The 21441-nt window shown below is 42.1% G+C and carries 18 protein-coding genes; 13 read left to right on the forward strand and 5 right to left on the reverse strand.

Annotated elements, in window-relative coordinates:
* Window positions 1-4 precede the first annotated feature (4 nt).
* From KP625_RS11130 to KP625_RS11140, 3 genes are read left to right on the forward strand one after another with little or no spacing between them, the layout of a single operon-like run.
* Window positions 5-1513 (forward strand): hypothetical protein, encoded by a 1509-nt coding sequence (locus tag KP625_RS11130; RefSeq protein WP_238297887.1) that lies wholly within the window; start codon window positions 5-7, stop codon window positions 1511-1513.
* Window positions 1503-2909 (forward strand): VWA-like domain-containing protein, encoded by a 1407-nt coding sequence (locus tag KP625_RS11135; RefSeq protein WP_238297888.1) that lies wholly within the window; start codon window positions 1503-1505, stop codon window positions 2907-2909. The genes KP625_RS11130 and KP625_RS11135 overlap by 11 nt, the downstream gene beginning before the upstream one ends.
* Before the next feature lie 17 nt (window positions 2910-2926).
* Window positions 2927-4444 (forward strand): ATP-binding protein, encoded by a 1518-nt coding sequence (locus tag KP625_RS11140; protein WP_238297890.1) that lies wholly within the window; start codon window positions 2927-2929, stop codon window positions 4442-4444.
* Here KP625_RS11140 and KP625_RS11145 read toward each other — a convergent pair whose 3' ends face one another.
* Window positions 4445-5767 carry a WYL domain-containing protein gene (locus tag KP625_RS11145; RefSeq protein WP_238297891.1) on the reverse strand — a complete coding sequence of 441 codons (1323 nt, stop codon included), beginning with the start codon at window positions 5765-5767 and terminating at the stop codon, window positions 4445-4447. It lies immediately after the preceding gene.
* A 77-nt stretch (window positions 5768-5844) separates the two neighbouring features.
* Between KP625_RS11145 and KP625_RS11150 the strand changes: the two genes are divergently transcribed.
* Window positions 5845-6432, forward strand: a complete 588-nt coding sequence (locus KP625_RS11150; RefSeq protein WP_238297892.1) for a metallophosphoesterase — start codon at window positions 5845-5847, stop codon at window positions 6430-6432.
* Here the strand turns inward: KP625_RS11150 and KP625_RS11155 are convergent.
* Entirely contained in the window at window positions 6429-7760 is a 1332-nt protein-coding gene (locus KP625_RS11155; protein WP_238297893.1) for a sodium-dependent transporter, read from the reverse strand. The two genes, KP625_RS11150 and KP625_RS11155, sit on opposite strands and share 4 nt — an antisense overlap.
* Window positions 7761-8514: 754 nt before the next feature.
* Between KP625_RS11155 and KP625_RS11160 the strand changes: the two genes are divergently transcribed.
* Both KP625_RS11160 and KP625_RS11165 read left to right on the forward strand, forming a co-directional pair.
* On the forward strand, window positions 8515-9210 hold the full coding sequence (locus KP625_RS11160; protein WP_238297894.1) for a response regulator transcription factor: 696 nt from the start codon (window positions 8515-8517) through the stop codon (window positions 9208-9210).
* 3 nt (window positions 9211-9213) lie between these two features.
* Window positions 9214-10605, forward strand: a complete 1392-nt coding sequence (locus KP625_RS11165; protein ID WP_238297895.1) for a sensor histidine kinase — start codon at window positions 9214-9216, stop codon at window positions 10603-10605.
* 205 nt (window positions 10606-10810) lie between these two features.
* Here the strand turns inward: KP625_RS11165 and KP625_RS11170 are convergent, their stop codons facing one another.
* Window positions 10811-11659: a LysR family transcriptional regulator gene (locus KP625_RS11170; protein ID WP_238297896.1), complete on the reverse strand. Its 849-nt coding sequence runs from the start codon at window positions 11657-11659 to the stop codon at window positions 10811-10813.
* Between the two features lie 128 nt (window positions 11660-11787).
* On the opposite strand from KP625_RS11170, the gene KP625_RS11175 reads away from it, so the two are divergent.
* A complete protein-coding gene (locus KP625_RS11175; protein ID WP_238297897.1) occupies window positions 11788-13158 on the forward strand; it encodes a 2-isopropylmalate synthase in 1371 nt (456 codons plus the stop codon).
* Here KP625_RS11175 and KP625_RS11180 read toward each other — a convergent pair.
* A complete protein-coding gene (locus KP625_RS11180) occupies window positions 13155-14477 on the reverse strand; it encodes a sodium-dependent transporter (protein ID WP_238297899.1) in 1323 nt (440 codons plus the stop codon). The two genes, KP625_RS11175 and KP625_RS11180, sit on opposite strands and share 4 nt — an antisense overlap.
* 221 nt (window positions 14478-14698) lie before the next feature.
* Between KP625_RS11180 and KP625_RS11185 the strand changes: the two genes are divergently transcribed.
* Together KP625_RS11185 and KP625_RS11190 are read left to right on the forward strand one after the other, a co-directional pair.
* Window positions 14699-15316 (forward strand): sugar O-acetyltransferase, encoded by a 618-nt coding sequence (locus KP625_RS11185; protein ID WP_238297901.1) that lies wholly within the window; start codon window positions 14699-14701, stop codon window positions 15314-15316.
* Window positions 15317-15431: 115 nt separating this feature from the next.
* Window positions 15432-15731, forward strand: coding sequence for a helix-turn-helix domain-containing protein (locus KP625_RS11190; protein WP_177970519.1), 300 nt, complete (start codon window positions 15432-15434; stop codon window positions 15729-15731).
* On the opposite strand, the gene KP625_RS11195 is transcribed toward KP625_RS11190, so the two are convergent.
* On the reverse strand, window positions 15728-17185 hold the full coding sequence (locus KP625_RS11195) for a helix-turn-helix domain-containing protein (RefSeq protein ID WP_238297903.1): 1458 nt from the start codon (window positions 17183-17185) through the stop codon (window positions 15728-15730). The two genes, KP625_RS11190 and KP625_RS11195, sit on opposite strands and share 4 nt — an antisense overlap.
* 493 nt (window positions 17186-17678) lie before the next feature.
* Between KP625_RS11195 and KP625_RS11200 the strand changes: the two genes are divergently transcribed.
* From KP625_RS11200 to KP625_RS11215, 4 genes are all read left to right on the forward strand, one after another.
* Window positions 17679-18974, forward strand: coding sequence for an IS30 family transposase (locus KP625_RS11200; protein ID WP_238297905.1), 1296 nt, complete (start codon window positions 17679-17681; stop codon window positions 18972-18974).
* A 416-nt stretch (window positions 18975-19390) separates the two neighbouring features.
* Window positions 19391-19603, forward strand: coding sequence for a helix-turn-helix domain-containing protein (locus KP625_RS11205; RefSeq protein ID WP_008703822.1), 213 nt, complete (start codon window positions 19391-19393; stop codon window positions 19601-19603).
* 5 nt (window positions 19604-19608) lie between these two features.
* A complete protein-coding gene (vanR, locus tag KP625_RS11210; protein ID WP_119203325.1) occupies window positions 19609-20310 on the forward strand; it encodes a VanR-ABDEGLN family response regulator transcription factor in 702 nt (233 codons plus the stop codon).
* Window positions 20297-21382, forward strand: coding sequence for a sensor histidine kinase (locus tag KP625_RS11215; protein WP_004853368.1), 1086 nt, complete (start codon window positions 20297-20299; stop codon window positions 21380-21382). Before vanR ends, KP625_RS11215 begins: the two co-directional genes overlap by 14 nt.
* Window positions 21383-21441: the final 59 nt, after the last annotated feature.

The following is a 21441-nucleotide window of genomic DNA, read 5'->3' on the forward strand; positions in this document are numbered from 1 at the left end:
GAATATGGCAATCAGTGATGAATTACGAAGAGTAAAGACGAAGGAAACTACGGAAGCAATTGAGTGGACGACGCGCTATATCCAGCAGTATTGTGTGATGAAGTGTGTAGTAGAGGATCTGAAGAAGCAGTCCTTTACGTTGGATAAGAATTGTGTTTCTGGGCAGTTTCAGACAAAAAACGGAGCGGAAGTACAGTATTGCTTTGAGATGGGACTTGCTGCGGCGATGGCAGGGGACGCCGCATTTGTACAGAATTATTACACAGAACATCCGGAGATGTTTGATGTGGATAATGTATTGATTAATAAGATTAACATAAAAAAGAAGAACGCATGTCAGGAATGGAACGGTTATTGTCTATATAACTGGGTGCTGTGGGGGAACTTAAAAAATCCGGGGCATCAGAAATTCGTGAAGCTTTTCAATACATATTTTTCACAGAATCCGGATGCGGATTGCGAGTTTTTAGAGGAACAGGTTATAAGGGGAATGGGGGATATGGTTGCAGTTGAGCATATGTTGGAAGCAGTGGAACGGATGAAACAGGATTTTCCAGCTATTTATGCATTTTATGCGGATGCATCTAAGGGGGGAAAACGTGCAGAGTCTCAGTTAATTATGCCGGTTATGGAATGGATGACAGCCTGGTATATACAAAAAAAGAAAAATATATTTATCTCTGCAGATAACATAAAAAGTATTATGTATTTTACATATGATTGGAGTCGGAATAAACGGGTCGTCGATCGGGAACAGGAAGCGTATCTGGAACAAGTATGGGATAGAAACTGCGATGTGGAACTGGCAGAACAATTTGCGCGACGAAAGGCTTATATTTCGGAGAAAGAGCAGACGGAACAAGCAGGAATAATGCGATTTTTAGAATGTCTGGATCAGGTTAAATCGGTTGCAAAACCAGACCATTATCTGTCGTTATTAAATCGGTTGTGGCGGTATTTGAATAAAGATAAACATTCGGTACAGAAAAATACGGACAGGAATATAAAATTACGCGGACAGTATATCAAGATCATCCAGGATAGAATCCGGCAGTTATATGTAGAAGGGGAGGATGTATGTGGATATTATCTGAAAAATGACATGAAGCTGCATGAAGATCTGTTGCAGGAATTTCTTTTCTATAAAAAGAATTTTAGTAAGAATGGTGAAATGATATTGGGAATCAGGGAATTAAGTAACTTGGGAATGCCATTGGAGGAGAATGACTATATAGCGTCTTTGGAACCTTATGAGAACAAACCACAGGATCAGGTTGTACAGATATGGAAAAACAGTAAGGTGCAGATTGAGAAACCGGAGAAACTGTATGTGTATCAGAAGAAGCTTGTTGGCTATTGCAATACAGAAAACCTTGTCAGGGCAGCGAAATGTGGGATTTTTCCGAAAGAGATGCATGCGCGTTTGCTTGATTATGTAATTCGCAAAGAGATTTATCAATCGATATATCCGGTAATAATTTGGATTGCAGGAGGGGGATTGGATGAAAGTTGATTTGATACTTCAGGATAAAAAGGGAATTACCGAAGAGAAAAAGAAGTCGTCGGAGATACAGAATGCAGAGAAGATCTTGATGGTATTGAAAAGAAGTCTGAAAGACCGGTATCCAGGAATCGGGCATGTTCTGCATTGTATGGAGTTTGTGCCGGTCAAAGAGGAAATACAATTTGAGACGGATGGCGTACATATTTTTTATTCAGCCAAGGTTGTGTTGATGCTTTTCAGGCAAAGAAAACTGCGTGATATGGCATATCGGATTATGCATATTGTAGCACATGGGCTGTTGCGGCATTTTGAGATTGCAGAGAAGTATCGAAATGACATAATTATGCACACGCTTATGGATCAGGAAGTGCACTATCTGTTAGAACAGCTGTCTGTGCCAATAGACGCACAAGAAGAAAAACCGAAATTTGAATTTTTTGAGTCATTTTATCAGCAGGGGTGGCAGACTTTGTTTGGTAGATGGAAATGTACTAAAAAATCTTATGTAGCCAAACAGTCTCTTTTCAGAAAACGAAAAATGCTAAAAAGGGATGATCATCATATCTGGTCAAGGGAAAAACGTTATCACATGGCTTTCGATGCATCAAAACCAAATCAGCAGGATATACAACAATTTTGGAAAGGTCTGCGGGAACTGTCCTGTGGCATGCAGGATCAGAATATCAATCAACAAATATTGTCAGATAGTATAAGAACGGGAGGGAAACAAGAAAAACAGCACGGATCATTTGCGGGCGGACAAGCCGAAATATATCGTGCTGCAATAGCTTCAAAGATTAATTACAGCCAGTATCTAAAGCACTTTTTCCGTGCGGGAGTAAGAGAACAGGAAGATGTAGACAGTATAGATAAAGCACTGTATGCGTGGGGAAGCTCAGTTTATGAGGATATTGTGTTTATTGAGCCAGAAACGGATAAAAACGTATATCAGATGCATACAGTCATTCTGGCAATTGATACGAGTGGAAGCTGTGAAGGGAGTGTGATGTCACAGTTTCTGGCGGAAACAAGGCAGATATTAAAAAGTTTAAAAAATATCTCTTTTGAAAAATTGATCATATTGCAATGTGATGCAGAGATCACACATGAAACGATTTACACAAAAGTATCGGAACTGCCGATAGATTGTGATTTTGAACAGGAAATATATGGATTTGGAGGAACTAGCTTTATTCCTGTGTTTGAGTACACAGATCGCAGGGTGCAAGCTGGGGAGAAAGTAGATTGCTTAATTTATCTGACCGATGGATATGGGGATTATCCGAAGCAGGAACCGAAAAAATATCAGACATTTTTTGTATTACAGCAGGATGATGAGGAGGCAGATGTATTTGGAAATAAACTCTCAATTCCTGATTGGATAACCACCTTGTATTTAGAATGAAAGGAGTTGTATTCAGTATGTACGAGTATAGTATTCAGGAAGCAAAAAAGGAAATAAAGGACAGTATTCGAATCTATTTACAAAAAGATGCAGCAGGAAACTATCTGCTTCAGGGAAGTAAAAAGAATCCATTTTATATTGTAGGAGAACCGGGTATTGGAAAGACAGAGATGGCAAAGCAGATTGCAGATGAGCTTGAAATAGGATTTTTTGCAACGTCTCTCACGCATCATACGAGAAATTCAGTATTAGGACTGCCCACGATTGTAGAATTTAACGAGGAGAAAATGACAGAATATACCATGCCGGATATGCTGGCGCAGATCGAAAAACTTTGCGCAAAAGGAGAGACGGAAGGGATTTTGTTGATTGATGAGTTCGCATCGATGAGTGAGGCGCTGGTGGCACCGATGCTTGCTTTTTTGCAGAGCAAATGTATTGGCAATCATTATCTTCCGGAAGGATGGACTTTGATGTTATGCAGCAATCCGCCAGAGTATAACGAGACAGCCAGAGAGTTTGATGCGGCGGTGATGGATCGTGTGCGTTATATGCGGGTAACATATGCGGGAAAAGATTTTTTACGGTATGCAGAACAGATAAATATGCATCCACTGATTATCGAGTATCTTCGTAAAAACCCGGATCAGGCATATGTTTGTGTAAATAATAATGGAAAGAAAGAAATTGTAACAGCCAGAAGTTGGGAAAATCTTTCAAATTGTATCTACGGATACGAAGCAATTGGTGAGCAGGTGACAGAGCGCCTGGTGTATCAGTTTATTAAATCGGAGAGAACGGCATATGGATTTTGTCAATATTATGTGTTAAGCAACACGGCATTTTGCGCAGAGGATATTTCCAATATTTTAAATGGAAATATAAAGACATATTTTGCGAAAATACGCGCTTTGGATTATGAGAAGAAGTGGAGGGTGATCAAGCTTTTACAGGATGAGCTTCTAACAGGAAGTGAGACAATTGAAGTCCGGGGACGATATCTGGACTATCTGGCGGATATGATTGATAACTGGACAGCGTGGATGTGGACACAAAAAGATACAAAGGAGCAATCTGGTGCGTCAGTAGAAACGCAGGCCATTCGAGGAGATGATTATTATTTTGCGCTTAATTATCTGACCGGGAGAAATTCCATGAGAGTTCTGCCGGATTGCCTGATGGAAAAGGCGGCAAATCCGGAGTGGCAGAAATTAGAGACACAGATGGCGGAAACTGTCATGGAAAAGGTCAGCAGGGAGCATAGTATTGTTGGGAATAACATCAATCCGGAAATTTTGACACAGATGCAAAACTGGCATACAAGGCATACTGCAGATAACATGGAGAAAATAAAACAGAAGAATAATCAGATAAAAAACACATTTGAATTTTTGGACTATATTGGGGATCCAATTATTCGGGAGAATTTCGTACGCAATCTGAACCAGCAAAGCAGTCTGCTTTATATACTTGCAAAAGGCGAAAATAAGCCATATATAAAGGCTATGACTGCATTGCTTGGCGAAAGTGCCTGATCAATAGCGGGACAACCCTTTGGATACAGAGGAAATCAGGGTGTCAACAGCTTCCGGTGGTGAAAGAAGGCGTACATGGTCGATGTGCTGTTTTGCCCAAAGAACAGTACCTGAAATAGAGTGATGCAGGCTTACCATGTACCAATGTTCACCGGTTAATTCCAGTTCGGAACGGGAACTTGAAAGAACTTGATTTGCTTCCTGTTCTGATATTGGACGGATATGTATGTTGGAACCAAATGTATCAAGCAATGCATTTCCGGATGAGAATGTGGCATCTTCACAGACTAACATACGGATATCAACTTTGGAACCGCCGTACATAACAGGATGACTTTTCTTGTATTCCAGGGCGGAAAACGATTTTCTATATTGTAAAATATCTTCTGAAATCAAAAGTGGTTTCGAGCTGATATCCTTATATGGGCGAATCTCAATCATACGATCAATACGATAGATTGCAAGATCGCTGATTTCCTTGGATTTATCTGTGTGGGCTGCAAGATAGTAAAAACCATTTGCCTCGAAAATAGCAATTGGATCCAGACGTTGCCATTTAGGAAGCCCGGATGCAGTCGTTCTGGTCGCAATTAAATCAAAACTTGAAGTAAGTGGATTTAACTGATATTTGCCATAGTTTATTTCTACCTGGCATTCCATATGGAGCAAATGAATGAGAGTAGCCAGATTCTTTAACAGCTTTACCGAAGCGATATCCATGTGAAGCTCTTTATCAAAAGACAAGTTTTCTGTGTTGCACGCCTGATTTACAAGTTCAGGGGTAGCAGCATTTGCCAACCGCTTCCGCAAATTCTGAATTTCCCGAACGGATAAGTAGGGATTTACCTCGGCTCCGTTTAAAAGAGAAAAAAGTTCCTGTGGTTCAAACTGCGATTGAAAGGCATAAAATAATTCACGGTTCGCGGACTTATCTACTGTTATTCCGGATGTGTCAACTTCCTCGGCAGAGATGTATCGAGGATGCCTCTTGGTGGAAGCAGGATGCAAGTAGTATTTGTTGATATAGCCACCGTATATCAGGCAGAAAAAGTCTGGATATGCGGTTGAAAAAGCAAATAAGTCATCTAGCGCTTTGCGGATAGTTGGTTTTGACACATTGAAGTGAACTCCTGTGCACAATTCTGCTTCTTTCTCCAGCGCATTTTGAATTGTTTTCACAGACATTGGGGTTGTCAAGTCAGATTCTCTGTGCAGGATGCCACACAGACAGGCTTTTAAATTGGTTGAAAAACCAGGGATGGTACTTTCTCTTTTCCCAGGGGATGAATTCATATCAGGTTCTCCTTGCATTTGATATATCAATTATAGTAAGGTGATCGAGAGTTGTCAAAGTATTAAGTTAGAGCGTGTTATTTAGGTAGAGAAATGGAGGGAACGGGATGAGAACATACGTTATGTCAGACATTCATGGCATGTATAATAAATTTATGCTGATGCTTGAAAAATTACAGTTTTCAAGTGCGGACAGGCTTTATGTGTTAGGAGATCTGGTGCAGCGTGGACCGGATTCGGTTAATGTAGTACGAGAAATTATGCATCGAGAAAATGTAGAGGCAATTATGGGAAATCATGACCGGATGGCGTTAGATTTCCGTGATCCGGAGATCTTTGCAGACAGAGAAGTGGTAGAATATCTTCGGAAATTACCACTGTATAAGAAAATTGGAATAGCAGGACAGAAATATATACTTGTTCATGCCGGTCTTGGGGCTTTTTCAAAGGAAAAGAAATTTGAGAGTTACTCGGAGGGGGAGCTTACGTGGACACGCACGGATTATACAAAACCTTATTTCGAAGATATTATTGTGATAACCGGGCATACGCCGACACAAAAAATTCCGCACAATCCATATCCGGGGAAGATTGTGCGGATGAATAATCATATTGCAATTGATTGTGGTGCACCGTTTAAACATGGATGTTTAGCTGCACTTTGTCTGGAAACAGGAGAAGAATTTTATGTTTAAAATGCCACCTTCATCGCGAGCGCAATCACACATAGGATAATCGCGATTGGCACATACAGGTATCGCCCAAGGAAATACCACAGCTTCCCTCGAGGTTTTTTGCCACCTTCATTGATTGCTGCAAATAAATCTTCTTTCTTCATGATCCAGAACCAGGAAATTGCACCAAGTGTTGCACCAATCGGAATGATGTAGATGGAGACAAGATCCATCCAGGTACCCCAGCGGGTGATGGCTTCCATACCGATTCCGGCACCAAGGCAGATCACGCAGATAATGCCGAGTGCAACAGTACGGCGCAGCTTCGGGAAGCGGTGCAGAAGGGATTCGGCAACAGCTTCAAACATGTTCTGCAGGGAACTTACACCGGCGAAGATCATTGCCGCATACAGGATAATCGCAAAGACCTGTCCAAGCGGAATATCCTGCAGGATCGATGGCAATGTGATAAAGAGCAGGCTTGGCCCTGCGTCCACACTGACATCATAAGAGAAGCATGCCGGGATGATCACAAGCGCGGCAACCAAAGCTGCAATCGTATCGAAAATCGCGGTATGTCTCGATACTGCGATGACGTCTTCTTTCCGGTCTAAGTAGGATCCATACGCAATCATACCACTTCCGGTTACGGACAGGGAGAAGAACGCTTGCCCCATGGCAGTGATCCAGACAGTCGGATCTTTCAATGCTTCCCATCTTGGGATAAACATGAATTCATACCCGCTTGCTGAACCGGGCAGCAGAGCTACGCGGGCTGCAAGTACAACGAAAATCAGGAAAAAGAGCGGCATCATGATTTTGTTGCTTTTTTCGATACTACTGGCACCGAGTAATAAAGTAAGCAGAGTGCCGATGATGATAATAATATGGAATGGTACAACCGAGAAATCCGTCATCGAGAACGATTCGAACCATTCGGAAGTATTGACCTGCATTAAAAGTCCGGATGCAGAGTCAACAAATGCTTTTAATACATAGGCAACGATGATTGAATAGCCGATTGCGATGCATAGGGAACCTGTGAGTGGCAGCCAGCCAAGTGCACGCCCGGCAGGGGCGAGTTTTTCGTTTCGCGAACGCCATGCATTTTCATAGGACCCGAGTGTTCCTGTGTGTGACCAGCGTCCAATCGCAAACTCCGCCGGAAGTCCGACGTAGCTAAACAAAAATATAAACAATAAATAGATAAGAAGGAAGGCGCCACCGCCATTGCTTCCCATTTTATTTGGAAATCCCCAGACATTTGCCATGCCGACTGCGGAACCGACTGATGCAAGAATAAATCCCCAGCGGCTTTTGAACGATGTTCGAGTTTGTTCTTTTTTCATAAATGTACCATACCTGTCTAATTTAGTCTGTATTTTATCTATTCTACCATAAAAGCTTGTAATCAATCAATGTGCGTTGGAGTAAATATGAGAAAAAAGAGAAAATGCTCCAATCGTGAGACGAAAGCAAAGAAGTGAGTTGGAGCAGATGAGAGAAAAAAGAGAAATTGCTCCAATTGTGGATCGTAGGCGAAGAAGTCGGCTGGAGCAGATGTAAGAAAATAATGAAAAAACTCCAATTGTAGATAGGAGGCAAAAAAGTGGATTGGAGCAAGTGTAAGAAAAAAAGAGAAAATGCTCCAATTGCGAACAGGAAGCAAAAAAGTGGATTGGAGCAAGTGTAAGAAAAAAAGAGAAGATGCTCCAGTTGTGAACAGGAAGCAAAGAAGTGGGTTGGAGCAAGTGTAAGAAAAAAAGAGAAGATGCTCCAGTTGTGAACAGGAAGCAAAGAAGTGGGTTGGAGCAAGTGTAAGAAAAAAGAGAAAATGCTCCAATTGCGAACAGGAAGCAAAGAAGTGGGTTGGAGTAAATGTGATGAAAAATGAAAATAATACAAGTATTGCGGAAATAGGGGAATATATGAAAACTATATGGAGCCGTCAGATGACATGATATAATGTAGCATAATGATGCGTGCGCATGTCGTCACGCTGGCGCGTGTGACATAAGATATAATAAAATCAAAGCAAAATACAGAAATGAACATATAAAAGTCATTTTATGATGATAAAGTTTCTTCGAAAGGAGGAAGTACATGTACAGATTTTTAATGATAGAGGATGATATACAGATCTGCGAGGTCGTGCAGGATTTTTTTGCACGTGAGAGCAAGGGAACGATTCAGGTGCAAACTGCGCAGGATGGAGAAGTCGGATTAGGGAAATTCTATGAAAACGAATTTGATCTTGTGTTGCTTGACATTATGCTGCCGGGGATGAATGGATTGGAGTTATGTCGTTATATGCGAAGACGGAGTGTTGTGCCGATTATCTTCCTGACAGCGAAAGACACGGAGCAGGACATGATGCAGGGATATGCGACAGGATGTGATGATTATATGGTGAAACCATTTTCCCTGTCTGTCCTATATGCGAAATGTCTTGCCATCTTGAAGCGTGCGAAGGGGACAATACGCGAAGACGAGCTGGTGTGCGACGACATCCGTATGAATGTGCTGAAATATCGTGTAACGGTAGAAGGGAGAGAAGTAGACCTGTCCCCGAAGGAATTCGCTCTGCTTCGGATGCTGCTTGAAAATAAAGGCATGGTGTTGCTTCGGGAGCGGCTGTTAATTGGCATCTGGGGATATGATTATGAGGGTACAGACCGGTGCGTAGATAATCATGTGCGAAAGCTTCGAAAGCATCTTGGAAGTGCAGGCAGATGTATCAAAACAGTGGTAGGAAAAGGTTATAAGATTGAGGAGATGTTACCGAAGAAAGGGGCGTAACATATGAAAGGAAAAAAGAAGAAACTGACCGGTAGATGGAAGCGGGAAATGCGGAAGTACCGCGGGAATCTGATCTGGAAAGCTATATTAATCAACTGTCTGGCAATTGCGCTATTTTGGGGAGTATGTAGTTGGGTACGAGGAAAAGCAAATATAGAAATAGGCAGTTATTTTACTGATGCAAGGACCTCTGTGCAGGATTACATAATCAGTGTATTGTCGGATCCGGGATTGTTTGGGGCAGAAGAAAGATTAATAGAGAGTAAAATTGAGGTCAAAGACAGACAGGAGGATACGGATGGATTTTCCTTTTTGAACCGGGTATATGAACTTGGTACGGGAGAACTGATCTATGAAAACCAAAATCAGAAGGCAGATGATAAACTTCAGAAATTTGTTGATGAACGGATAGAGATGATTTCCGGTGCAAATAAACCATATTTTCAGGTTCAATTATATAATTCTGCGGGGGGAGAGAAAACAGAGAGTAAAACCATGGATGTAATATTTGAAGGCATACATAACGAGGCCTTAAAATTACGTGGAAATTATCTGATGTATGGACAGCGTGTATATGATACAACAGGAAAAGGATATGTTGTTCTGTCGGCAATGTATGCAAACCCCTATACCTGGTATCCACAGATGTCCCGTATTTTAGCTGTTGGAGGTTATGGTTGTCTGATTTTGCTGTTGGGGTCAGTGTTATTGCTGCTGATTACCTGTCGGCACAAGAAAGCAAAGCTGCTTGGAAAGGAGCAAAATGAGGAACTGATGCTTGCTATCGCACACGACATTCGTGGACCACTGATGGCAATTGGCGGATATGCGGAGAACATGGGACAGTTGATCGAGGCAGAGGAGGGCAGACATTACCGGGACGAAATCCTGTCAAATGTCTCATATATGAACTCGATGATTACGAATATGATCTGTTATCTGAAGGAGCAGGAGGCGGATAAAAGTGAAAAATCCGCGGTTTCCATTCGGGAGATATTCGAGAAGAAGGCTGCGCAATATCAGGACCTGATCGACAAAAATAAGCTGAAGATCGCAATTGATGGAGATGTGAAGCTGCAGACGGATGCGAAGATGTTTGGCTATATTGCGGATAATCTGGTGACGAACGCAGTCAAATACGCAAAGCCGGAGACAGAGGTGCAGATTCAGATTGACAAGGATACCGTGATTGTGCGAAATGAGGCAGTTCATATCCCTGACTGCACACCGGAAGAATTGTGGAATCCGACAAAAAGGGGAGACGATGCGCGCACCGGCAGAAATGGAGGTGGCATGGGGCTTGGCATTGTGCACCGATTTTTAGATGCCTGCGGGTATACCGGAGAGATTCGGATGGAGAATGGTGTATTTGAAGTGATAATTAACCTAAAATAAATGAAATAGACGGAACCTTTTTTATGCAGACTGTATCTAACTTATGTAAGACGTTTTACAAATATCCTGAAAATGCGGAAAGGAGTACGCAGTGACAAAGGAAGACCTTGCGCAGGGAAATGTACAATGTATCGGAAATGTGTGGGGCGAATACGATGACCTGTGTACGCATCAGTGGGTGTCAAATTCGAATCCCTGCATGGAATCACATAAAAATCGACTGACACAATTCCCGCTTACTGTTCTTGCAGATCATGTAGCTGTTGATGACCGGTGTTTCTAAGTCCAGCAGAGGAATAACGCGGAGTTTGCCAGTCTCTAAGAATGGACGAGCTGTATCCGCAGGCAGGAACGTATAGCTTTCTGAGCCAAGCAAAAAGGGAATGATCTTGGAACAGTCATCAATTTCCAGAGAAAACTGATGGTAGCGCGGAAATAAGTTTCGGATGAACTGTCCGACATCCTGCAGGGCGAAATTGCACATCAGATAATTCTCAGCAATCAACGCCTGCTTCGTGATACCGCGCGCATACATCGTATTATAATAATCAGTCACTAAAATCATCTTATCCTGCTTGTAAACCTCGCAGTGATAGGATGATTTTTTCATAGGAAGATAGGTGAAGATCACATCGAAGATATCATTTTGCAGCTGCTCCATCAGCAGATTAGAAAGACCAATCGTGATTTTTAATGCGTCATTAGGAAATTGTCTTCGATGCTCTAAGATGATTGGCGCCAGATGTCCTTCGTAGATCGAATCGGAGCAGCCGATGCGCAGGTGGTTTTCATATTTGTGTAAGGAACTGATCTCGGAGAGCGATGCATTTGTCAGTGTGATGACCTTCTCGGCGTAGTCCTTGAACTGCTCGCCTTCTACGGTCAGCTCCACACTTCGGTTGTTGCGTGTGAAAAGCGCGATATTCAGCTCTTTTTCCAGTTCATGGATGCGGTTTGTCACGGTAGACTGGGCGACAAAAAGCTGCGCAGCGGTGCGCGTGTAGTTCTTCGTATTGGCAAGTATCAGAAATGTATTCAATGCTTCGATATCCATAAAAATCTCCCATTATTCGTAAATTCAATTATTACTATCAAAATTATCTATTTTACATATAATATAGCATGTGCTTATAATGAGTGCAACAAAATTGGATGAAACATCCGAAGGATGGAGGACGGCATATGCAGGAAATCAGACTAAGCAACAAGACAAACAAATTGGAATTGGACCCATACAGCTATCAGCTACAGGATGTGGAATCTCCGGAGCTTTTCCGCGAGATGTTCCCGTATACCGAGACGCCGAAGATCGCATTTAACTATCGCCGGGTGCCTGAGAATATGCCGGAGGATATCTTCATCACGGACACGACATTTCGCGACGGGCAACAGTCACGCGCGCCGTACACGATGGAGCAGATGGTGCATATCTACAAGCTTTTACATGAGCTTGGCGGACCGAACGGCATGATTCGTCAGACCGAGTTCTTTGTGTATTCGGAGAAGGACCGCAAGGCACTTGAGAAATGTATGGAGTTAGGATACAAATTCCCGGAGATCACGACATGGATTCGTGCGAATAAGAAGGATTTCGAGATGGTAAAATCCATCGGTGTCAAGGAGACGGGCGTGCTTGTGAGCTGTTCGGATTATCATATCTTCCACAAGATGGGACTGACAAGGAAGCAGGCATTAGACAAATACCTTGGGATTGTATCAGACTGTATCGAAGCAGGACTTCGCCCAAGGTGTCATTTTGAGGATATCACGCGCGCGGATTTCTATGGATTTGTTGTACCATTTGCAAACCGTCTGATGGAAATGTCCGAGCAAAGCGGCGTACCGATTAAGATCCGCGCCTGTGACACGATGGGCTTTGGTGTGCCATATCCGGGCGCATCGCTGCCGCGAAGCGTGTCCGGTATCATCTATGGTTTGCAGCATTATTCCGGTGTGCCATCCGAGATGCTGGAGTGGCATGGCCACAACGATTTCTATAAGGGCGTCGTAAATGCGACGACCGCATGGATGTATGGTGCGAGTGCCGTCAACTGTTCGCTGCTTGGCATCGGGGAACGTACCGGAAATGTACCGCTCGAAGCGATGGTATTTGAATATGCGTCCCTGCGCGGACACTTAAATGGGATGAATACGAAGGTAATTACAGAGATTGCAGACTATATCAGCAAAGAAACCGGTTATGAGATTCCGCCGATGACACCGTTTGTCGGCGAAAACTTCAACCTGACAAGAGCCGGTATCCATGCTGATGGCATGCTCAAAAATCATGAGATTTACAATATCTTCGATACCGACACGCTGCTCGACCGCCCGCCAAAGGTATCGGTAAACTCCACATCCGGTATCGCCGGTGTCGGCTACTGGATCAACCAGTACCGCAAGAAGAAGGGACTGGAACCGGTAGATAAAAAATCGCCCCTCGTGCGCCGTGTGTACGATTGGGTACAGGAACAGTACGACGAGGGACGAATTACAATCATCAGTGATGCAGAACTCACACGACAGACCGAGTTTGCGATGGAAGCAGATTAACCGATTCCGCCCAGTGCGATACCAAGGATCAGCACAAGGATACAGATCGGGCAGTACAGATATTTACAGACAGGTACATACTTGTCTGTAAATTTTTTGTCGCGGCCAAGGTTGACCTGTTCTTCCACATAGTTCTTGCCATATACCCAGAAGAACATGATACCGGCGAGACCTGCACCAAGCGGGCAGATGTAGATAGACAGAATATCCATCCAGTCGGATACGATTCCCTGAATACAGATCGATACAATCACACCGATTACACCAATGACAAGGCAGGAGAGCTTGCGGTTTAAGTGAAGCTTTTCCTGTACCGTTGCGATTGGTGCTTCGTATAAGTTAAGCAGAGACGAAAGTCCTGCGAAGAAGACCGCTACGAAGAAGATGATCGCCACGATGTGTCCGCCCGGCATAGACTTAAATAAGCTAGGCAGGAAGATAAACATCAGTCCGGGGCCACCCTGGTCAAGCTGTGCGCCGGTTGTTGCCATTGCCGGGATGATTACAAGTGCAGCAAGCATAGCTGCGATCGTGTCAAATAAGGCAACTCGTGCTGCGGAAGCTGGGATATCCTCGTTGTCCGGCAGATACGAACCATAGATTAACGTTCCGTTTCCTGCAACAGACAGGGAGAAAAATGCCTGTCCCAAAGCGAAGATCCATGTCTCCGGCTTTGCCAGAGCAGAAGGCTCTACACGGAAGATGTATTTATAGCCGTCAATCGCGCCCGGCTGACATGCGGTGTAGATCGCAAGGATCAAAAATAGCAGGAAGAACACCGGCATCATGATCTTATTTGCCTTCTCGATACCATTTCCGACACCAAACATCAAGATTATAACAGCAACTACAAGTGCGATGATCTGCCACAGATTGTTGCCGAACGCGGAAGCCATACCGCCGAAGGATGCAGCAAAGGAATCGATACTGTCCGGGGCAAGTGTGCTTCCGGTAAATGTTCCGATCATATATTTCAGAATCCATCCCATGACAACGGTATACCCAATCGCCATTGCAAGCGAACCAAGTACCGGGATAAAGCCGAGCGTTTCGCCGACCTTACGTTTGCCACGGGATTCACAGGCGGCACCGAAGGCATCAATCGGACCGGATCGCGTGCCACGACCGAAGCTCATTTCCCCGATGACACCGGTTGATGCAATCAGTACAACAAAAATAAAATACGGGATAAGGTAGGAACCGCCTCCATATAAGGATACACGTGTCGGGAACATCCAGATATTGCCCATGCCGACGGCGGAACCGATGCAGGCAAGGATAAATCCGAGACGATTCGTAAAAGACTCTCGTTTGTTCATAAATATTCTCTCTCTCTTCTCATTTTTTAAAACCAAAACCTACTATACCCTATAACGCAGAAAAAGTAAAATGGATGTTAAAAAACGCATGGTATGTAGTTGCTTTTTTGATGGTGTGTGTATTACTATGCTATAAATGATTAAGAGATAGAATGAGCAGTAACCGGGAAATTGAATACAAATATGAACCGGCAGCTATAAACCACAGGAGGAAAAAGATTATGACAGAACAGGAAAAGATGCTGGCAGGAAAAATCTATGATCCATCGGACGAGACGTTACTTGCCATCCGTACAAAGGCACATAAGCTGTGTCAGATCTATAATCAGACTGCAGACACCGAGGAGAAAGCACGGGAGCAGATGATGCGTGACCTGATCCCCGATTGCGCAAAGGGCGTGTATCTGCAGGGACCGATCTATTTTGACTATGGGGAATTTACGACGATCGGAGAAAATACGTTCGCAAACTTTAATTTCACGGTGTTAGATACCTGTCCGGTGCATATCGGCAATAACGTCTTCATCGGACCGAATGTATCGCTTGTGACACCGATGCATCCGTTTCGCTATCAGGAGCGTAACATCAAGTTCAAGCAGGATGGTACGGCATACGATGATGAGTACGCAAAGCCAATCACGATCGGAGATAACTGCTGGCTCGCGAGCAATGTGGTCGTGACCGGCGGTGTGACAATCGGAGAAGGTTGTGTGATCGGTGCAGGCAGTGTGGTGACAAAGGATATTCCGCCACATTCACTGGCAGTTGGAAACCCATGCAAGGTGATTCGGAAGATTACAGAGGAAGATACGATTCAAAACCGACCGGAATTATGGTAATCTGGCAAGAAAAAATTAAAAAAATGAAAAATAAATATTGACAAACAGGTGCAATAAAGATATACTGAAATATCGCTCTGTAAACTAACAGTTTGTGTTGAAAGGAGTAAGATATATGAAGTATAGACCAGAATACGATCTCCGCGTTGTCGGAGCAAACCTGAGAAAGCTGCGGGAGGCAAAGCACTTGTCTGTCGAGTATGTGCGCGAGTATCTGATGCTCGGAAGCGTTCAGGCAGTCTATAAGTACGAGCGCGGGCTTAGCTACCCGCAGGCAGACACACTGCTCGCACTCATGGATCTGTATGATGCCGCACCGGAAGATATCATCCGTGGAAGTGTGACTACTTCCCATGGATACGAAGAAGAGGGCCTTGAGCCCTCTTCTTGTTTTATAAGTATATTTGCAGCCTAAAGCTGTTTTCTTAATTTTTCGATTTCTTCCTGTAGTATTTGGTTTGTCTTTTCCGGAGAGCACACATAGCCATATTGTGGCAGTGTCTGAATGAAATCCATGATACTGTTGCAAAGTGTATGTTCATATAATGGAATAATCATGGAATTTCCGTCGTTTCGCACCAGCATTAAAAAAGTAAGAGATGGCGGCGTAAAAGCGATAGATATATTTAGTGAAGTATGTATTTTGGCTGGATCTAATATCAAAAAATGATTATCTTCTTCGTTTTCATTCGCATCTATGAATTTCTGCAGAATATGGATACGGTCTTCTATATCAAAGTGTGCTGCAAGCGAGTCTGGAAAGTTGATATTTTTCCCTTGTTCGGAAAACAGTTTTAACCCTTCGGATGTGAAAAGAATCGTATGATGTTCCATTGTAAGCTGTCCGATTCGTTCTAATAATTTGGCACGCAGGATATCTTTGTATGGAGAATCAAGCATGTATTTATCAATCATTTCCGGAGTGAGATATTTCTCAATCGTTGGCTGGATGTTGAGACATAACGGATAATTTGTCGAAGGATCTACCTTGTTTAGTGCGTCCAGAAGCTCTAATGGAGATTGCGCACCTTCGGTCAACGTATTGGATTTTGTTAATATCTGCTTATAATTTTTTAAGTAGTATGCGTGAATGGCAGGATCAGACAGAAGCATTGCCGTCTCATACGATGGCGATAACAGAAGTACATGCGTGTTCGTAATAATATAAAACGGAAACGCGGATGCCTGCTGTTTAAACCGATTGCGGGCAGAGTAATAAAAATACACGGAAAATGAGCCCGGAAAAGCTGCAAAGGATGGAAGCAGATTTGTCAGAATCTGAATATTATGGATGTTATCATAATTTTCTCCGTCAATCTGTGTTTTCTGATATTCTACAAGCTGTTTTACATGCAGGGACTGAAAAGCCGGATGATATAGCGGCTTAAAGAAAATCGAGGCATATGGATGACTGAAATCTGCGAAGGTATATAAAAATGGCTGCGCTTCGGTTGTTACATTGTGAAGTGCAATCGTATAGATGGCGTTTGCAATCTGATAGGTTCCCTCGATTAGTGTGCAGTTTGGATAGCTGTCGATGGTTGTGAGTGCGGAATCCGGTATTGTCTGGTTTTCCAGATAAAGGGAAGAGGCAGACATTTCAAGAATGCGCTTGATTTCCATGTGTGTCTGAAAACGTTCCGGTCCTATCTGGTCAGCTAAAAAGGCCTGATCCAATTCATCTTTGTCAATTGGAGAAAGTGCAAAATAAGGAAGTAATCGATTGTAAATGTCTTTGGTGGTTTTTCTCTGACCGGAAAGGATTTTCTGAAGGGTTGTGCGATTGATGTCGCTCTGTTTAGAAATAGAATATATTGTGTATCCGTTTTCTTCAATGTATTTTTTCAATAGTTCCTGTATCGTATTCATACATAATTCCCCCTGATTTTTATACTTACATTATTTTATAATAAGATGTTGAAAAATACCATTACCAAAAATGACAAAAGCTGTCACATTTTCTGTCACATATTGAATAAACAATTTATTTTTATATAATAAAAACATGTTCGCAAGGTAGACGGAGAAAAGGGGAGAATGTAATATTGTGGTTGTGACAACAATTATATAAACTCCTTGCACATATGGAAGGAACCTGACATGCAATATCATTTTGTGAAGATGATATTGCATGACGGGTTCTTTTTTTGTCGATTTTTTTGATTAAAATAATATTCGTCATATATCTTTCGTCAATTGTAATCTGAGATTCCATACCCGCCATCTCAGACTTCTTTAAAAGTTAATAGTAATAAGTGTAAAGGAAGGGTATGGATTTTCCTTTACAAATTCAAGAGACTGACTGGATTGTTGGTCTCTTTTTTGTTATGCTTTGATTTCTGGCGGCTGGAAAGGAGCTACCATGTCAAAGTTTTTAACATATGAAGATCGATTAGTTATTGCACAACTCCTTCAGGAGAATGTCTCTTTTGGAGTTATAGGAAAGAAGTTAGGCAAGGATCGTACCACGATTGCAAAGGAAATAAAAAAGCATTCCTATGATAAGAAAAGTGGTCGCCCAGGATATCCTTACAATCCATGTAAACATCGCAGTACATGCAAAGCTAAAAAGCTGTGCGGAAACAGTTGTACGCATCAATCAGCGTATAAATGCAGTCTGTGTTCCGAGTGTACATTACATTGTCCGGATTTTGCAGAGGATATCTGCTCCGTTAAAACCAAACCTCCATATGTATGTAATGGTTGTAGCCAGCTTCCCCAATGTACCTTGTTAAAACGCATTTATGGCCCGGCAGATGCTCATGAAATGGCACATCAGTCTATTTCGGAATCCAGGACAGGTATTTTATCCAATGAGGATGATATAGCAAGAATCAACGGAATCATCAGCCCCTTGGTTAAAAATGGACAGTCTCTTCATCAGATTTATATAGAGCATGTTGATGAAATCATGTGCAGTGAAAAAACATTGTATAACTATGTTGATGCCCAGCTTTTTGATATCCGTAACATTGATCTGCCTCGTAAAGTAAAGTATCGCCCGCGATACAAACAGCCTGAATTCAAGGTAGACAGAGGATGTCGTATTGGTAGAAGCTATACTGATTTCCAGAAGTTTCTTGAAGCAAAGCCGGAGTCTGCTGTTGTACAGATGGATAGTGTTATCGGACGTGTGGGAGGCAAATGCCTGCTTACTATACATTTCGTTGAAACAAGTTTAATGCTTGCATTTCTGCGAGATTCAAATACTTCAGCATCTGTCATACAGATTATAAATCTGTTGGATAAAGTCCTTGGAAATGAAGATTTTTCACGGTTGTTTCCGGTTATTCTTACGGATAATGGAAGTGAGTTTTCAAATCCAAAAGCAATTGAAAAACGAGATACGATTCCATGCAGCAGAACGAATGTATTTTACTGCGATCCAAGTGCACCTTACCAAAAGGGAGCCTGTGAAGTGAATCATGAGCTGATACGTCGTATCCTGCCAAAGGGAAGCAGCTTTGATGATTTGACACAGAAGGATATTTTTCTGATGATGGATCATATCAATTCTTATAAAAGAAAAAAGCTGAACAACCGTAGCCCATACGAAACGTTCAGCTTTTATTACGGAGAAGATATACTTAAGAAACTTGGATGTAAACCGGTTGCCGCCGAAAACATCATCTTAAAGCCTAAACTTCTCAAAAAGTAACAGATAAATTTGCAAAGTGCCGCCAGAACAAAGACAGCAGAATGACTTCAAAACAGGGATGGATTCTCCGAATACAAAAATTTCGAGCGGGAATTGATCTCTTATTGTCGTGTGCAAATTTATTGCTGAACATATTATAACATGTCAATGTACAAATGAAAATCCGGGAAATTCGCTTACAAAACGGGATTTTCGTTTACAAAGTGGGAATCTCGTTTACAAAATGAGATTTTCATTTACAAAGAGGGACTCTTGCGTTACAAACGGGACTCTCGTTCTACATTTCACCCTCTCGTTCTACATTTCACCATATTGCGCCGGTTTGAAAACTAAAAGTATCAAAATACAGACTTAATAATTGCAATTTCATTCTCAAAGTACTATAATACAAACTATATTTGGGTGGAGGTGCGGAAATGAAAGTACGGTACAACAAACTTTGGAAACTACTGATTGACAAGGGAATGAAAAAGAGTCAATTACGAGAAGCGGTTGGGGCAAGCAAAAGTACATTTGCGAAACTCGGAAAAAATGAAAATGTTACCCTTCCCGTGCTGTTGAATATATGCGAATATTTAGAGTGTGATTTTGGCGACATAATGGAAGCCGTACCCGAAAATGAGGTGTAGGATCAATGAACAAGAAGATTTTAATTGTGGATGACGAAAAAGAAATCGTTGATCTGCTTGAAGTGTATTTGAGTAACGATGGTTATTCAGTATATAAATGTTATAATGGGTTAGAGGCGATGAAATGTATCAAACAGTCGCAGATTGATTTAGCGATACTTGATATTATGCTGCCGGATATTGATGGTTTTCGACTTTGCCAAAAAATTCGGGAAAAGTTTTACTTCCCTATTATTATGCTTACCGCCAAAATTGCGGATAGCGACAAGATTATGGGGCTTACGATTGGTGCGGATGATTATATAACGAAACCGTTTAATCCTTTAGAGGTTGTGGCAAGAGTAAAGACGCAATTAAGGCGTTATCAGAGCTATAACAGTCCTAATTTGAGCCAATCCGAAGAAAAAGACGAGTATGACATCAGAGGTCTGCTGATAAACAGAGTCAGCCACAAGTGCTACTTGTATGGCAAAGAAATAGCCTTGACTCCGTTGGAGTTTTCTGTTCTGTGGTATCTGTGCGAACATCAGGGTAAAGTTGTCGCCTCAGAGGAATTATTTGAAGCCGTGTGGAAAGAAAAGTATCTTCGCAACAGTAACAATACGGTAATGGCGCACATTGGGCGGCTTCGGGAAAAATTGAATGAACCTTCAAAAAATCCGAAGTTCATTAAAACTGTTTGGGGGGTAGGGTATGAAATTGAATAAAAAAGAAAAAAACTATCTGCTCTCTACCTTGTTCAAAGGGTATGTAATTCAATGTGCGATTTGCTCTGTGCTTATTTTAGGCGGTACTTTTCTTTTAGGAATTATGGCAGAAGAAATTCTCCGCAAGTATGTTTTGTATTATTACTTGTATTACAGAACAGAATATCTTTATATAGTGGCTGTAATCGTGTGGGGTGGCTGTATTATATACTTGACATACCTACTTTTGAAAAAAGTAGTCGCCTACGTGTACGAGGTACAGGCTGCGACAGGAAAAATGTTCGATCAGAATGTCAGTTACATTGAAATGTCCCCGGAGTTGAGTGAAATCGCCGCTAACATCAATCAGTTAAAACAAGAGGCTGAAAGTAATGCAAGGCTTGCAAAAGAAAATGAGCAGCGAAAAAATGACCTGATTATGTATCTTGCACACGATTTGAAAACACCGCTTTCTTCTGTAATCGGGTATCTTACTTTACTGCGTGATGAGTCGCAAATCTCAAAGGAACTTCGAGAAAAGTACCTTTCAATCACTCTTGGTAAGGCAGAACGGTTAGAGGATCTGATTAACGAGTTTTTCGAGATAACACGATTCAATATATACGATATTACATTACAATACACGAAAATCAATTTAACTCGCCTGCTGGAGCAACTTGTATATGAATTTAAGCCTATGCTCAACACAAAGAATTTGCAATGTAATCTTTGTGTTGATGATGATATAATGCTTCGATGTGACGCAGACAAAATTCAGCGTGTTTTTGATAACCTTTTGAGAAATGCGGTTATCTACAGTTTTGAAAATACGGATATCACGATCAGCGCACAATGTCAGGAAGATACGGTCAGCATTATTTTTTGTAACCACGGCGATACTCTGCCGGAAGAAAAGTTAAACAGGATTTTCGAGCAGTTTTATCGGCTTGACGCAGCGAGAAGTACAAGCAGTGGAGGAGCTGGATTAGGTTTGGCGATTGTAAAGCAGATTGTTGAACTACACAATGGTACAATCGTTGCAGAGAGCCAAGAGGATCAAAACAAGTTTTCAATTACTTTGCCGTTGGCGTAGGAAAATTGTAAGAATTTGCATAGAAAAAAAGAGGAATATCTTACGAGCAATCAAGAAAA

This window comes from Eubacterium sp. MSJ-33, from assembly GCF_022174665.1.
In the GTDB taxonomy this organism is placed as follows: domain Bacteria; phylum Bacillota; class Clostridia; order Lachnospirales; family Lachnospiraceae; genus Coprococcus_C.

Excerpts from the sequence above, each read along its gene's own strand:
- KP625_RS11185 (WP_238297901.1), top strand. The coding sequence starts at position 14,699 with ATGACAGAACAGGAAAAGATGCTGGCAGGAAAAATCTATGATCCATCG.
- KP625_RS11195 (WP_238297903.1), bottom strand. The coding sequence starts at position 17,185 with ATGAATACGATACAGGAACTATTGAAAAAATACATTGAAGAAAACGGA.
- KP625_RS11140 (WP_238297890.1), top strand. The coding sequence starts at position 2,927 with ATGTACGAGTATAGTATTCAGGAAGCAAAAAAGGAAATAAAGGACAGT.
- vanR (WP_119203325.1), top strand. The coding sequence starts at position 19,609 with ATGAACAAGAAGATTTTAATTGTGGATGACGAAAAAGAAATCGTTGAT.
- KP625_RS11130 (WP_238297887.1), top strand. The coding sequence starts at position 5 with ATGGCAATCAGTGATGAATTACGAAGAGTAAAGACGAAGGAAACTACG.
- KP625_RS11175 (WP_238297897.1), top strand. The coding sequence starts at position 11,788 with ATGCAGGAAATCAGACTAAGCAACAAGACAAACAAATTGGAATTGGAC.
- KP625_RS11165 (WP_238297895.1), top strand. The coding sequence starts at position 9,214 with ATGAAAGGAAAAAAGAAGAAACTGACCGGTAGATGGAAGCGGGAAATG.
- KP625_RS11170 (WP_238297896.1), bottom strand. The coding sequence starts at position 11,659 with ATGGATATCGAAGCATTGAATACATTTCTGATACTTGCCAATACGAAG.
- KP625_RS11180 (WP_238297899.1), bottom strand. The coding sequence starts at position 14,477 with ATGAACAAACGAGAGTCTTTTACGAATCGTCTCGGATTTATCCTTGCC.
- KP625_RS11215 (WP_004853368.1), top strand. The coding sequence starts at position 20,297 with ATGAAATTGAATAAAAAAGAAAAAAACTATCTGCTCTCTACCTTGTTC.
- KP625_RS11135 (WP_238297888.1), top strand. The coding sequence starts at position 1,503 with ATGAAAGTTGATTTGATACTTCAGGATAAAAAGGGAATTACCGAAGAG.
- KP625_RS11190 (WP_177970519.1), top strand. The coding sequence starts at position 15,432 with ATGAAGTATAGACCAGAATACGATCTCCGCGTTGTCGGAGCAAACCTG.
- KP625_RS11160 (WP_238297894.1), top strand. The coding sequence starts at position 8,515 with ATGTACAGATTTTTAATGATAGAGGATGATATACAGATCTGCGAGGTC.
- KP625_RS11155 (WP_238297893.1), bottom strand. The coding sequence starts at position 7,760 with ATGAAAAAAGAACAAACTCGAACATCGTTCAAAAGCCGCTGGGGATTT.
- KP625_RS11150 (WP_238297892.1), top strand. The coding sequence starts at position 5,845 with ATGAGAACATACGTTATGTCAGACATTCATGGCATGTATAATAAATTT.
- KP625_RS11205 (WP_008703822.1), top strand. The coding sequence starts at position 19,391 with ATGAAAGTACGGTACAACAAACTTTGGAAACTACTGATTGACAAGGGA.
- KP625_RS11200 (WP_238297905.1), top strand. The coding sequence starts at position 17,679 with ATGTCAAAGTTTTTAACATATGAAGATCGATTAGTTATTGCACAACTC.